Raw genomic sequence first — 13,584 nt, forward strand, 5'->3', positions numbered from 1 at the left:
GAATACTCAGACGTTTCCGTTGCTGTTATTTTTCAAGGGCCCTGAAACCACGTTCAAGATCGCTCTTCAGGTCCTCGACCGCTTCGATGCCCACCGACAACCGGACCAGATTCTCCGTAATGCCAGCCTGAGCCTTGTCCTCCGGGGATAACCGCCCATGAGTGGTGGTGGCCGGATGGGTGATGGTTGTTTTGACATCCCCCAGATTAGCCGTAATGGAAATCATCCGTGTACCGTCGATAAAGGCCCAGGCCTCTTCCCTGCCCCCTTTCAGTCGGAACGATAAAACGCCACCGAAGCCTTTCTGTTGCTGCTTTGCCAACTCATGTTGCGGATGGCTGCTCAGCCCTGCATAAAATACCTCGGCAACCGCCGGTTGCTGTTCCAACCACAGCGCCAACTCTAACGCATTGTCACAATGGGCTCGCATACGGATTGGTAAGGTTTCCAATCCCTTAAGAAACACCCAGGCATTAAACGGGCTCATGGTGGGTCCGGCAGAACGCAGGAAGCCGTACACTTCTTCCATCAGTTTGTCTGACCCAACTACAACACCGCCAATACAGCGACCCTGACCATCCAGATATTTGGTGGCCGAGTGGATGACGACATCAGCACCATGCTCAAAAGGACGCTGCAATACCGGGGTGCAGAAACAGTTATCCACTACAAACAGGGCGTCATTGTCATGGGCAAGATCAGCCAGCGCCCTCATATCGGCAATTTCGCACAGCGGATTGGATGGCGTTTCAATGAACATCATCCGGGTTTCCGGCCGGATCGCGGCCCTCCATTGCGCCATATCGGTCAGATTGACGAATGTTGTCTCGACACCGAACCTGGCCATGTATTTCTGAAGCAACACGTTGGTGGTACCGAAGACACCACGGGAACAAATGACATGATCTCCGGACTGCAGCAGTGCCATGCACGTGCTGAGGATGGCGGCCATGCCGGAAGCCGTGGCGACAGCCCGCTCACCACCTTCCATAGCCGCAATCCGGCCCTCGAAGGCTTGCACTGTCGGATTGGTGAATCGGGAATAGATGTTCCCCGGTTCTTCCCCACCAAAGCGGGCAGCGGCCTGGGCCGCACTGCCATAGACAAAGCTCGATGTCGGAAAGATCGGGTCGCTGTGTTCCAGCTGACCGGTGCGGATCTGCCCGGCACGCACCGCCAGCGTGTCAACTGACATGCCTTCGAGATCCGACTCGGGAATCCAGACCTGTTCGTCGCGGCAAAATGTCATGGTACGCTCCTGATGTTGGCGGTGTGGCGATTAATCTTCATCGTTATACAGATCAATGATGCCATTATCGGCGGAGTCCCCTCCCGCTGCCTCAAACCGATTCTCATCGTTACGCATGGCTTCCAGCTTATTGAGGTAGGCTTCGTCAATATCCCCCGTGACATACTTGCCGGTAAACACGGAACATTCCCAGTCCTCAATGTCCGGGTTCACGTCACTGACACAGGTGATCAGGTCTTCGAGGTCCTGATACAGAAGCCAGTCAGCACCTATGAGATCGCGGATCTCATCTTCCGTGCGATCGTGAGCAATGAGTTCGCTGGCCGACGGCATGTCGATACCGTACACGTTCGGATACCTTACGGGAGGCGCAGCGGAAGCAAAATACACGTTGCGGGCACCGGCATCCCTGGCCATCTGCACGATTTCCTTACAGGTGGTGCCACGAACAATGGAATCGTCCACCAGCATGACATTCTTGCCCCGGAACTCCAGATCAATGGGGTTAAGCTTCTGACGAACCGACTTCTTCCGCATTTTCTGGCCAGGCATGATAAACGTCCTGCCGATATAACGGTTCTTGATGAAACCCTCACGGAACTTGACGCCAAGCAGGTGCGCCATCTGCATGGCAGACGTCCGGCTGGTGTCAGGTATTGGCATTACAACATCAATATCGTGATCCGGACGCTCCCTCAACACTTTATCCGCCAGGGTCTCCCCCATCCGGAGCCGCGCCTTGTAGACCGACACCTTGTCGATGATCGAGTCCGGACGGGCAAAGTAGACGTGCTCGAAAATACACGGGTACAGGTGCGGCTTCTCTGAACACTGCTCAGTGTACAAGCTACCGTCGGTTTCAATATAAACTGCTTCGCCTGGCGCGATGTCCCGGACCAGGGTGAAGCCGGCGGCACTCAACGCCACACTCTCGGAGGCAATCATGTATTCCTTGCCTTCGTCGGTTTCACGCACACCGTAACAGGCCGGGCGGATGCCGTTGGGATCACGGAAACCCACGATACCGTACCCGGTTATCATCGCTATCACTGCATAAGCACCACGACAGCGCTTGTGAACCGCACGGACCGCAGAAAAGATTTCATCCTTGGTGGGGTCCAGCTTGCCCAGCTTTTGGAGTTCGTGGGCAAATACGTTCAGCAGGACCTCGGAATCGGAGTTGGTGTTGATGTGGCGAAGATCAGTACGGAACAGATCCCTGCTGAGATCATCGGCGTTGGTAAGGTTACCGTTGTGAGCCAGGGTGATACCGTAAGGGCTGTTCACATAGAAGGGCTGTGCTTCGGCGGAACTCGAGCTGCCAGCAGTCGGGTAGCGTACATGCCCTATCCCGACATTGCCGACCAAACGGCGCATATGTCGAGTATGGAACACATCCCGAACCAACCCGTTGTCCTTGCGAAGATAAAACCGATCATCCTGAAACGTAACAATGCCCGCCGCATCCTGGCCCCGGTGCTGTAAAACGGTCAGCGCATCGTAAAGCGACTGATTCACGTTGGAAGTACTGACTATGCCGACAATGCCACACATGGATACGGTAATCTCCGAAGCGTTATAACTGAATGTTAGCGGGACGCGGAAACAGGTTCCACGCCTTCTTTCTGCTGAGGTTTATCAGGACTGGCGGCGCCCTCATCCGCCGGTCCCAGGAATCGGGCAAATTCATCCCCGAGAGTACGTCTGGACCAGTCTTCCACGACCGCCAGCCGGTCGATCATGATGGATGTTCTCCACCAGGTGTCCTGAGCCAGTGGGGTATAACGGGTGAACGCTATCCCCACAATCACCACCACCAAGCCGCGAAGCAGACCAAAACCCATGCCCAGCACACGGTCAGTGGCGGACAGCCCGGTGGCACGTACAAGATGGCCGATCATGTTATTAATAATGGCACCGATGATCAGGGTGCCAAAAAACAGTATGGCAAACGCCGCTACCAGCCGAACCAGTGGGGTTTCGACAGTACTTTCCAGTAAAGATTGCATCTGGGGGTGAAACGTCCGCGCGATAATGAACGCGCCGACCCAGGTGACAAGCGAGAGGGCTTCTTTAACAAAGCCCCGCTTGAGGCTGATAAGAGTGGATACGGAAATTAGGGCAATGATGACCCAGTCAATCCAGATCAGCGCTTCCATGGAAAACCCGGTGGTGATATTGAAGCGCGAATTCTAACAGGAAACGCCTCCGCACCAAACTGCCGGTTTTCCATTATACAGTTGGCAAGCGACTTACTTGCCTCCGCTGGTGACCAGACTGTTCAGACCAAATTCACGATCCAGCGCCCGCTTGGCGCGCTCTGCCTCTGCCTTCTCGGCAAACGGTCCACTGAAAACCCGGGTCAGAGTCGTATCACCGCGCTGGATCTTCTGGAGGTGGGAGTTGTAGCCCTGCTCACGGATCTTGTTACGAAGGTTACGGGCATTATCAGCACTGCCAAAGCTGCCAAGCTGAACAACCCAGGCGCCATCAAGGGAACCTGCGTATTCGGCGGAATCTGCCTGTTGATCGCTTTCCTGACTTTCCGGCTCAGGCGTGGGCGCAGGTTCCTGCGCTACAGGTTCAGCCGGCTGAGCTTCGGGGGCCGGATCTGGTTGTGTTTCTGATACCGGCTCTTCAACTTCATCGGCGCGTTGTACCTGCTGCTGCATGCTTGAATCCCGAACGGGTTCAGGTTCGTTCGATTCTTCCAGGCGGTAGGCCGGAGCGTCCGCCGCAGGGGGCTCGGGAGCATCGACTTCCGGGAACGGTGGCTCTTCCGGGATGTTGATAGAACTGGAGGTGCGCTCGGAATGGGGCTCATCAAAGAGCATCGGCACAAAAATAACCGCGAGAGAAACCAGCACTAATGCTCCGATTATTCTTTGCTTCAGTCCGTCCACGTTTTTATGTCCCCTGTTCTGTCTCACTGGCGGCAATGGAAGTTGGCATTCAGGCCCGATACTAACCGCCTGTTACGGAGAACTCAAAGCCTCACTCCCAGGTATGACCAAACTTTAAGACTGTTTCCTGCCCATCCTGTCACCGGGGATCGTGATCTCGACGGATCTCCGCTACGGTAAAGAACGAGCCAAAAGCGATTATCAGGTCATCCGGGTTTGCGTTCTCCAGTGCTGTCTTGAGCGCACCGGATACCGTAGTGCTCTCAATGACATTCAGTCCGGAGTCGGCTGACCTGACCCGCTCCGCCAGCTCTCCGATGGCCAGGCCCCGGGGGCAGTCCAGCCCCCCCCGGTACCATTGATCAACGACCGGCGACATGGCCAGAACAACCCCCTCAACGTCTTTGTCGGAAAGCGCGCCATAGACCGCAATCAAACGCCCGACCGAAGACTTCATAGACTCAAGGCGGGCTGCAAGCCATCGGGCAGCGTGGGGATTATGGCCAACATCCGCGTAAACGTCGGGGTGACTGGCCAACTTCTCGAACCGCCCCGGGACCCGTACCCGGGCAATCACTTCGGCAACGGACTCAGGCAACTGTTGTGGTTCGAGCTCCCGAAAGGCGGCCACGGCCGCAGCAACACTGTTTAACGGCAACGACACCGCTGGAAGGGATATTGCGAGGCTCTCGTCCCGAAAACGAACAACGACTTCCCTGCCCGAGGCGTCAATGTGATAGCTGTGACCCAGGCGCTGTAGCTTGACACGCTGTGCTGCGACCTGTTGCAGAACAGACCGGGGTGGGTCTATATCCGCATAGATGGCCGGTATCCCGGGCCTGAGTATCCCTGCTTTTTCGAAGCCGATGATCTCCCGATCATTACCCAGGAAGGCGACATGATCGATATCCACTGACGTTATGATTGCCAGATCAGGATCGAGTACGTTAACCGCATCCAACCGCCCACCGAGTCCGACCTCCAGAATCCAGTCCTCAACCCCAGCATCAGCCAACAGCACGAAAGCCGCGAGAGTGCCGAATTCGAAATACGTCAGCGTTATATTCTTACGGGCTGCCTCCACTTTACTGAAGGCAGCCATCAATTCTTCATCGCCAACGTCTTCGCCATTCAACCGTACACGCTCGTTGTACCGCTGAAGATGTGGTGAGGTGTAAGCACCAGTGGTCCGGCCCGCAGCCATCAACAAAGCTTCCAGGCAAGAGACCGTGCTGCCTTTTCCATTGGTGCCGGCAATGGTGATAATCCGTGCCTTCGGTTTGCGCGGAAAAAGCCGACGCAGCACCATCAACACGCGGTCAAGGCCGAGCTCAATTTCTGCGGGATGAATCGATTCGAGATAGGAAAGCCACTGATCCAGTGTGGCTCCGGCACCCGGAGCTTCCGGGTGCCGGGATAGATGATCAGCTTTCGGGGGCATTGGTTTCCGGTCTTTCAGTGACTTCAAACTCAATCGGTGCTTCTGTTGCAGGCTTTTCCTGACCGGTAAACTTCGCCAGTACATGGGTGATACGCTCACGCATCTGGTGGCGATGGAGAATCATGTCGATGGCACCGTGCTCCAGCAGGAACTCACTGCGCTGGAAGCCCTCTGGCAGCTTCTCACGAACGGTTTGCTCAATGACCCGGGGACCGGCAAACCCGATCAGGGCATTCGGCTCTGCAATGTTCAGGTCACCCAGCATGGCCAGGCTCGCGGATACCCCACCGAACACGGGATCGGTCATTACAGAGATATAGGGGATACCTTCCAGTTTCATGCGCTCAAGTACAGCGGCCGTTTTCGACATCTGCATCAGGGAAAGGATTGCCTCCTGCATACGGGCACCACCACTGGCTGAAAAACACACCAGGGGAATACGTTCCTCGAGACAGACATTCGCCGCCTGCACAAACTTCTCGCCCACAACCTGCCCCATGGAACCACCAAGGAAGTTGAACTCAAAGGCACAGGCCACCAAAGGCAGCCCAAGGGTCGTCCCTTTCATGACAACCAGGGCATCTTTCTCACCCGTGGACTTCTGAGCCTGGGCAAGACGGTCCTTGTAGCGCTTGCTGTCCTTGAACTTGAGGCGGTCCCAGGGTTCCAGATCGGCTGCAATTTCCTCGCGACCATCGACATCAAGGAACACATCCAGTCTGCGACGAGCACTCACCCTCAGGTGATGATTACACTTGGGGCAGACATCCAGATTCTTCTCAAGCTCAGGCTTGTAGAGGAAAGCACCGCATTTGGGGCACTTCTTCCACAATCCTTCAGGTACGCCAGTGCGCTGCTTGGATTCCGAGCGAATTTTGCTCGGCATGATTTTGTCCAGCCAGTTACTCATGTTTTCATCCTATCCTTTGATGCCTGCCCGCCTGGTTTCCAAGGTTCAGGAAGCCAGACCGTCCAGTGCTTCTCGCATCGGGTGGAGCAGATCCGTCAGCGCCCGTTTCAGCTGATCAGAATCCGCCTGATTTCGGGCTATTGTATCGACCAATACGCTGCCAACAATTACACCATCGGATACCCGACCGACTGCCGCAGCGGTTTCAGCATCACGAATACCGAAACCAACACCCACCGGCAGTGCTGTGATGTCGTGAATATGGGCCACCTTGGCGGCCACTTCATCCACATTGATCTTGCTTGCTCCGGTAATCCCCTTGAATGAAACATAGTACACATATCCGGATGAGTGCTCGCTGATTGAGCGAATACGATCATCCGTAGTGGTCGGAGCCAGCAGAAAAATGGCGTCCAGGTTGCGGGCGGTAAACAACGGCGCTACATCGTCTGCCTCCTCCGGAGGAAGGTCTACCGTCAGTATTCCGTCTACACCGGCGTCAGCTGCTGCATCTGCAAAAGCCTCGTACCCCATTGCTTCCATCGGGTTAAGATACCCCATGAGAACCACTGGCGTGGCGTCATCGGTTTCCCTGAACTGCTTGATCATAGCGATCACCTGGCGCAGGGAAGTGCCATGCTTCAGGGCCCGTTCGCAGGCCATTTGAATCACCGGGCCATCGGCCATGGGGTCGGAGAACGGGACACCCAGCTCGATGATATCCGCCCCTGCCTCTACCAGTGTGTGCATCAGACCAACGGTTTGGTCCGGGTGCGGATCGCCCGCCGTAATGTAAGGGATCAACGCCTTGCGTCCCTGCCCTTTCAGGGACTTGAGCACCCCTTCAATTCGACTCATGCCTGCTCCTGTCTGTTCTACACTGAGTGTTTACCGGTTAATCAGGCTTCAATGCCATCCAACTGGGCGATGGTATGAATGTCCTTGTCACCACGGCCCGAAACATTAATCACGATGACCTGATCCTTATCCATGGTTGGTGCCAGTTTAAGCGCATACGCCACCGCATGCGCGGACTCCAGGGCTGGCATGATGCCTTCAACCCGGGTTAGCGTGCGGAACCCGTCAAGGGCTTCATCATCCGTCACCGACACATAACGGGCACGCCCGATGTCTTTCAACCAGCTGTGCTCTGGCCCAACACCCGGATAATCGAGACCCGCGCTAACGGAGTGAGTGCCAGCGATCTGGCCATTCTCATCTTCCATCAGGTAGGTCCGGTTGCCATGGAGTACGCCGGGGCGACCCGCACACAATGGAGCGGCATGCTGACCGGTCTCTATGCCCAGTCCACCAGCCTCGACCCCGTACATCTGCACGCTCTCATCGGTCAGGAACGGATAGAACATGCCAATCGCGTTGGAACCACCACCCACACACGCCACCAGAGCATCAGGCAGTTTGCCCGCCTGCTCAAGAGACTGTCGACGGGTCTCGCGACCGATCACTGACTGGAAATCCCGCACGAGCAAGGGATAAGGGTGCGGACCCGCTACGGTACCTATGATGTAGAAGGTTTCATCCACGTTCGACACCCAGTCGCGCATCGCATCGTTCATGGCGTCCTTAAGGGTCTTGGTGCCGCTTTCCACGGAATGGACTTCGGCCCCCAGAAGTTTCATCCGGTACACATTCAGGGACTGGCGCTTGATGTCTTCCGCCCCCATGAACACATGGCACTCCAGTCCCAGTCGGGCACAAACCGTGGCCGTTGCAACGCCGTGCTGTCCGGCACCGGTTTCCGCAATGACCCGCTTTTTGCCAAGGAAACTGGCCAGCAGCGCCTGACCGATGGTGTTATTAACTTTGTGGGCGCCCGTGTGATTCAGGTCTTCCCGCTTGAGCCAGATCTGGGCACCGCCGGTTTCACGGGTCAAACGCTCGGCAAAATACAGGGGGCTCGGACGGCCTACGTAATTCGCCAGATCCTCGTCAAAGGTTTTCTGAAATTCCGGGTCATTCTTCAGACGCAGGTATTCTCTTTCCAACGTCATCAGGGAATCCATCAGGGTTTCCGACACAAACCGTCCGCCATAGGCACCGAAGTGGCCCCGTGCATCCGGAAGTGCGCTCAGCATTTCTTCAGTCAGTTTCATTGACACGGTGAACCTCGTTTATAAAGTCGGAAATTTTTGCACTGTCTTTTACGCCCTTACTGCTCTCCACTCCCCCACTGACATCAACAGCCCAGGGCCGAACCTGCGCTACGGCGGTGGCAACATTATCAGATACCAGCCCACCGGCCAATATCAGTGGTAGCGGACGACTGGCCGGAATCAATGACCAGTTGAAACTTTTACCCGTACCGCCATAACGCTGGGGATCCCAGGCATCTACCAATAATCCGCTGGCGTTTCCATAGAGTTCATACGCATCCTCGATATCACCGGCATGACGAACACGGACCGCCTTTATCCAACGCATGCCAAAGCTGGCACAAAACTCCGGTGACTCATCGCCATGGAACTGAAGGAGATCAAGAGGAACAGTGTTCAGAACCTTTTCAACCCACTCCCGCTCCGGATTGACAAACAGCCCTACCGCTGCGACAAAAGCCGGCAAAACCGACACCAGTTCCTTCGCCACTGCCGGACTCACGGACCGGGGACTGGGCTCATAAAATACGAAACCCAATGCATCCGCGCCTGCCTTTGCAGCAGCACGAACATCTTCGGGACGGGTTATGCCACAGATTTTGACTCGGGTTCTCATAGGCCTTATATCAGTCAGTTCGATGAGTCCATGTGGGCTGCCGTGGCCGGTTGTCTTCAGGCTCATACCAGGGACGGAGAAAACCGGGGCCACACAGTGCTGGTGGTATCCAGAATCGGTCGGGGTACCCCACATCGACCAGATACAGTCCAAACGCCGGAGCAGTTACCCCCGCCACTGTACGATCCCTGGCGTCCAGTATCTCACGAATCCAGTCGACAGGTCGCTTCCCGGTTCCGACCGCCATCAATGCCCCGGCCATGTTCCGGACCATATGGTGTAGAAATGCGTTGGCCTGCACATCTATTACGACAAACTCGCCCTTTCGGCTTACCTGGATGTGCTCCATGAAACGATTTGGACTGCGGGATTGACACCCTGCTGCACGAAATGACGAAAAATCGTGTTCGCCTTTGAGGAACTGAGCCGCCTGATTCATCCGGTCGGCATCCAGCGGCCGGAAAGTCCAGCTGACCTGGCCTCGCTGAATGCCGGGTCTGACCGGGTGGTTATAGATCACATACCGGTATCGACGATAGGTTGCGGAAAATCGGGCGTGGAAATCACCAATGCCATTACCCGCCCAATGTACAGCAATATCGTCAGGCAACGCGGTGTTGATGCCCATCACCCAAGAGCGCAGGTTGCGTATCGACGAGGTGTCGAAATGCGCAACCTGATAGCTGGCATGGACACCGGCATCGGTCCGCCCCGCACAGACAAGGTCCACCTCATGATCAGCGACTTTTGCTACCGCCCTGGTCAATTCAGCCTCTACTGATCGTACACCGGATTTCTGCAACTGCCAGCCATGGAAGGAGCGGCCATCGTATTCAAAAGCCAGTGCGACGCGACCGTCGCCAATGGCATTTTCTGTGGTAAGTGCTTGCGGGTTCTGAAACAAGAGATAATCCGACTGACCGGTATAACAAAACAAAACGCCGACTGTGGCCGGGACACTGTCCCGGGAGTCGGCGTTCTGCGTTCGACAAGCCTGATTATAACGAATCAGGACAGATTTTTAAGGAGATCCTGCGCCTCTGCCTTTTGCTCATCATCCCCTTCCAGCGCCACTTCCTCGAGAATGTCACGAGCGCCATCAACGTCGCCCATCTCAATATAAGCCCTGGCCAGGTCAAGCTTGGTGGCAGCCTCATCAGTGCCCGCAAGGAAATCAAAATCGTCTTCGTCGCCAAGATCGGACTCGGCGATGTCATCAACGGCTGATTTCCGGGCGCCTGCACCCAGTTCATCAGATGCCACCGGGGGCTCCAGGTCACTCTCGGAAGAAGACCCCTCCGGGGTCGCGTCTGACTCGGCTTCACCAAGATCCGACAATTCTTCTTCCTGCGCCGAGGAGGACTCAAGACTTTCCTCCGCAGAAGCCAGTTCCTCCGGTGTGTCACTGTCCATGTCCATCAGGGAATCCTCCAGGTCAAGCTCCTCATCAAGCGCCGGAGCGGGCTCCGGGGTTTCAGAAGTATCGGCATCCTCGGTATCCGAAAATTCTTCCATCAACGCCAGATCTTCATCAGAGACATCCAGCTCCAGATCGTCCAGAGCTGACTCCTCGCTGGTCAGGGATTCATCATCATCGGACTCACCGGCAACCTTATCAAGCTCTGCGTCCAACTCATCCAGGAACGACTCGTCGAGATCTCCGAGACCCTCACTTTCCTGAGCTTTCTCTTCTGAGCTTTCCTCAGGGGAGGACAGCTCTTCTGCCAGCTCTGAAGACTCATCCGTCGTGAGATCAGTTTCAAGACTGTCGAAGTCTTCCAGGGACAGCTCATCTACCCCATCATCGGACGCGTCATCGCCACTCACTTCGAAATCAAAATCCAAAGATTCTTCCGTGTCTTCGGTCTCAGTATCGAGCCCGGATTCATCTGCAGAGTCTTCCAGACCAGACAGGTCGTATTCGACCATGCCGCTGCCGGACTCTGTCTCGGCTTTCTCATCTTCGACAGTCGAGTCGGTTAATTCGAGGTCAGAGAAATCAACGTCCAAATCCTCGAACTCGTCCTCAGACTGCTCCGGCTGACTGGATTCCGCCTGATCGTTACGGGACTCATCAGTCTGCTCGAAGGAATCGGAGCGCAACTGGGATTCCAGGTCATCGATGCTGGGCATGGCATCCGACTCTTCCAGCTTCTCACGCAGCGCAACAGCCTCGCTGGTAGCGCGGTCATCCTCAAGCGCCTCGACCTCCTGGAACTGCTTGTCAAAGGAACTTCGATCCTGAGCGTCTGCATATACGCCCAGCAGCATCAGTCTCAGATCGGTACGGCTGGGTTCACGGGAAATTGCCGTCTCCAGTGTATGAACGGCTTTATCCGTCTGCCCATAAGCGATATAGGTTTCAGCCTCCGCCATGGGGTCATCCGAAGACGACTCGGCAGCACCTTCATCATCAAGATTCAGATCAAAGGAATCTGCCTCACCCTCTTCGCCGTTTATCTGGTCATAAAATGCTTTCTCACGATTGGCATTACGACGTGCGAGAAGCAGCAGTAACAACAGCAGCAGGATCAGCCCACCGCCCAAGGCGATCTGATACAGGAAGTTATTAGTAATCGCATCTATGATATTCGCTGGAAAACCTTTAGCTGGCTGTTGCGCCGCATCAGCGGGTTGTCCGGCAGCATCAGGCTGAGCAACTGGTGGCTGGGCTTCGTCCTGTGGCGCCCCACCAACCGCTTCCACGGAAGACGGATCCTGTGCAGCCAAGCCAGATTCATCGCTGGCAACCATTTCCTCATCAGCAACAGCCTCACTGCCCTCAGCTACCGCCGCGTCAGCACCAGAGCCTGCCATTTCCTCACCGGAATCAGCCCCCTCGACATCGGCTACGTCGCCGGTCCCGACAACTTCGTCCGTCACTTCTGTGCTATCGGACGTCTCCCCTGCGCCTTCCGAACCACCTTCGTCCGGCTGCTCCGCGCCGCCCTGCCCAGAAGGCTGGTCAACGGCTACCATGGACTCTTCCTCCATGGCGCTATCATCCGCTTCCTGTTCCGCAGCCTGAGCGTCTTCCTCGCCTGTCATCTGCTGCATGTCGGCCAGTTGACTGTTCTTGAGTTCAAGCAACCGCTGCAGGGTTTTCACCTGATCCTGCAGATCTTCGACTCGAGTATTCAGTTCCTCATTCTCTCGACGGGCGCTTTCCAGCTCCTCCATAGCCACAGCGGAGCCGGCATCAACGCCACCGGCCGTCTGGCCATCGCCGCCGGCAGATCCTCCGTCCTCGCTATTGCGACTATCAGAGTCATCAGCAGCAATCAGCCGAAGCTCATCACCACCGGCACTTTCGGAGCCTGACACCGATGTTTCGGGTGTGCTCGGTTCTGTAGCGTCCACAGTTCGGGTGGGGCTGGAAAATTCTACGTTCTGGACAGCGACCTGACGATTCGCTTCCGCAGGACTGCGACTCTGGATCTTATCCAGCTCCGGAATCCTGAGGACTTCACCGCGCTTGAGGCGGTTGATGTTATCGCCGATAAACGCATCAGGATTGAGATCCTGAATAGCGAGCATGACCTGTTGCATGGATACGCTGTCATTCGGGCGGACACTCGCAGCGATCTTCCAGAGCGTATCAGACGAGCCGGTAGGGCCGAATGTGCGGGCACCGCCTGTGGTTTGCGAAGCGACACGGCTATCGGTACGCGGGGTTGTCGTGGCACGAGTTTCAGGCGCCGATATCTGACGGGTCGATGGTGCGGTGACCTGCTCCTGGACTCCAGATTCTTCAGCATAGACTGGCGGGTCCACCAACACCGAATACTCACGCATCAAGCGACCACTGGGCCAGGTCACTTCCAACAGAAAATTAAGGTATGGCTCCCGGAGAGGCTCCCTTGAGGACACATTGACGATCAAGCTACCGTCACTACTGGTCGTGACCTCAAACTGGAGTTTGGTAAGGAAGTGGTTTCGATCAATACCCACCCTCTGATAATCATTTTCAGAGGCGATATTGACGAATACATCGTCAGGATCAACTCCCTGGCTTTTACGCAGATTAATATCCGCTTCCAGAGGCTCATTGAGATAGGACTGCAGTTCAATTTCACCCAGCCCCAGGGCCTGTGCGACACCGGAACCGAGCCCTCCCGCCAGAGCCAGGGCAACCGCAAGCTTGCGTACCTTCATGCTTTTTCCTTACCAGTCTCCGTTATTCGTTACTGCTTTCTCAAACAGAATCGGACGAGGTTGGATGACTTCCGTCTGGTTTTCTATAGTTATTATGTAATTTTTTAATTTTCAGTGGGCTAAGTATTGTTGATAAAGCCCGCTTTATCAATCAATCAGCAACAGTCGTTGCACCATTTTTTTATAAAAGGTACGG

11 protein-coding genes are annotated in these 13,584 nt (G+C 55.6%); all 11 read right to left on the bottom strand.

Going from position 1 to position 13,584, the window contains the following annotated elements:
- Window positions 1-25: 25 nt before the first annotated feature.
- Complete coding sequence (locus MARLIPOL_RS08180) at window positions 26-1,249, bottom strand: O-succinylhomoserine sulfhydrylase (RefSeq protein ID WP_012137584.1); 1,224 nt, start codon at window positions 1,247-1,249, stop codon at window positions 26-28.
- 30 nt (window positions 1,250-1,279) lie between these two features.
- The gene (gene purF, locus MARLIPOL_RS08185) at window positions 1,280-2,803 is read right to left on the bottom strand and encodes an amidophosphoribosyltransferase (RefSeq protein ID WP_012137585.1); all 1,524 of its coding nucleotides are present in this window, start codon (window positions 2,801-2,803) and stop codon (window positions 1,280-1,282) included.
- A gap of 35 nt (window positions 2,804-2,838) precedes the next feature.
- A complete protein-coding gene (locus MARLIPOL_RS08190; protein WP_012137586.1) occupies window positions 2,839-3,408 on the bottom strand; it encodes a CvpA family protein in 570 nt (189 codons plus the stop codon).
- A 93-nt stretch (window positions 3,409-3,501) separates the two neighbouring features.
- Window positions 3,502-4,152: an SPOR domain-containing protein gene (locus tag MARLIPOL_RS08195; RefSeq protein WP_036190973.1), complete on the bottom strand. Its 651-nt coding sequence runs from the start codon at window positions 4,150-4,152 to the stop codon at window positions 3,502-3,504.
- 139 nt (window positions 4,153-4,291) lie between these two features.
- The gene (gene folC / locus MARLIPOL_RS08200) at window positions 4,292-5,593 is read right to left on the bottom strand and encodes a bifunctional tetrahydrofolate synthase/dihydrofolate synthase (RefSeq protein WP_012137588.1); all 1,302 of its coding nucleotides are present in this window, start codon (window positions 5,591-5,593) and stop codon (window positions 4,292-4,294) included.
- Window positions 5,577-6,503: an acetyl-CoA carboxylase, carboxyltransferase subunit beta gene (gene accD, locus MARLIPOL_RS08205; RefSeq protein WP_012137589.1), complete on the bottom strand. Its 927-nt coding sequence runs from the start codon at window positions 6,501-6,503 to the stop codon at window positions 5,577-5,579. The genes folC and accD overlap by 17 nt, the downstream gene beginning before the upstream one ends.
- Window positions 6,504-6,548: 45 nt before the next feature.
- The gene (trpA, locus tag MARLIPOL_RS08210; protein WP_012137590.1) at window positions 6,549-7,361 is read right to left on the bottom strand and encodes a tryptophan synthase subunit alpha; all 813 of its coding nucleotides are present in this window, start codon (window positions 7,359-7,361) and stop codon (window positions 6,549-6,551) included.
- A 41-nt stretch (window positions 7,362-7,402) separates the two neighbouring features.
- Window positions 7,403-8,611 carry a tryptophan synthase subunit beta gene (trpB, locus tag MARLIPOL_RS08215; protein WP_407638059.1) on the bottom strand — a complete coding sequence of 403 codons (1,209 nt, stop codon included), beginning with the start codon at window positions 8,609-8,611 and terminating at the stop codon, window positions 7,403-7,405.
- Window positions 8,604-9,233 (bottom strand): phosphoribosylanthranilate isomerase, encoded by a 630-nt coding sequence (locus MARLIPOL_RS08220; RefSeq protein WP_012137592.1) that lies wholly within the window; start codon window positions 9,231-9,233, stop codon window positions 8,604-8,606. Before MARLIPOL_RS08220 ends, trpB begins: the two co-directional genes overlap by 8 nt.
- Window positions 9,234-9,243: 10 nt before the next feature.
- On the bottom strand, window positions 9,244-10,137 hold the full coding sequence (gene truA, locus MARLIPOL_RS08225) for a tRNA pseudouridine(38-40) synthase TruA (RefSeq protein ID WP_012137593.1): 894 nt from the start codon (window positions 10,135-10,137) through the stop codon (window positions 9,244-9,246).
- A 104-nt stretch (window positions 10,138-10,241) separates the two neighbouring features.
- The gene (locus MARLIPOL_RS08230; protein ID WP_012137594.1) at window positions 10,242-13,388 is read right to left on the bottom strand and encodes a FimV/HubP family polar landmark protein; all 3,147 of its coding nucleotides are present in this window, start codon (window positions 13,386-13,388) and stop codon (window positions 10,242-10,244) included.
- Window positions 13,389-13,584: the final 196 nt, after the last annotated feature.

The organism is Marinobacter lipolyticus SM19, assembly GCF_000397065.2.
Taxonomy (GTDB): Bacteria; Pseudomonadota; Gammaproteobacteria; order Pseudomonadales; family Oleiphilaceae; genus Marinobacter; species Marinobacter lipolyticus.

What these genes read in the sequence shown, in the direction of transcription:
- MARLIPOL_RS08190 (WP_012137586.1), bottom strand. Translation starts at nt 3,408, where the DNA reads ATGGAAGCGCTGATCTGGATTGACTGGGTCATCATTGCCCTAATTTCC.
- MARLIPOL_RS08220 (WP_012137592.1), bottom strand. Translation starts at nt 9,233, where the DNA reads ATGAGAACCCGAGTCAAAATCTGTGGCATAACCCGTCCCGAAGATGTT.
- trpA (WP_012137590.1), bottom strand. Translation starts at nt 7,361, where the DNA reads ATGAGTCGAATTGAAGGGGTGCTCAAGTCCCTGAAAGGGCAGGGACGC.
- accD (WP_012137589.1), bottom strand. Translation starts at nt 6,503, where the DNA reads ATGAGTAACTGGCTGGACAAAATCATGCCGAGCAAAATTCGCTCGGAA.
- purF (WP_012137585.1), bottom strand. Translation starts at nt 2,803, where the DNA reads ATGTGTGGCATTGTCGGCATAGTCAGTACTTCCAACGTGAATCAGTCG.
- MARLIPOL_RS08230 (WP_012137594.1), bottom strand. Translation starts at nt 13,388, where the DNA reads ATGAAGGTACGCAAGCTTGCGGTTGCCCTGGCTCTGGCGGGAGGGCTC.
- MARLIPOL_RS08180 (WP_012137584.1), bottom strand. Translation starts at nt 1,249, where the DNA reads ATGACATTTTGCCGCGACGAACAGGTCTGGATTCCCGAGTCGGATCTC.
- folC (WP_012137588.1), bottom strand. Translation starts at nt 5,593, where the DNA reads ATGCCCCCGAAAGCTGATCATCTATCCCGGCACCCGGAAGCTCCGGGT.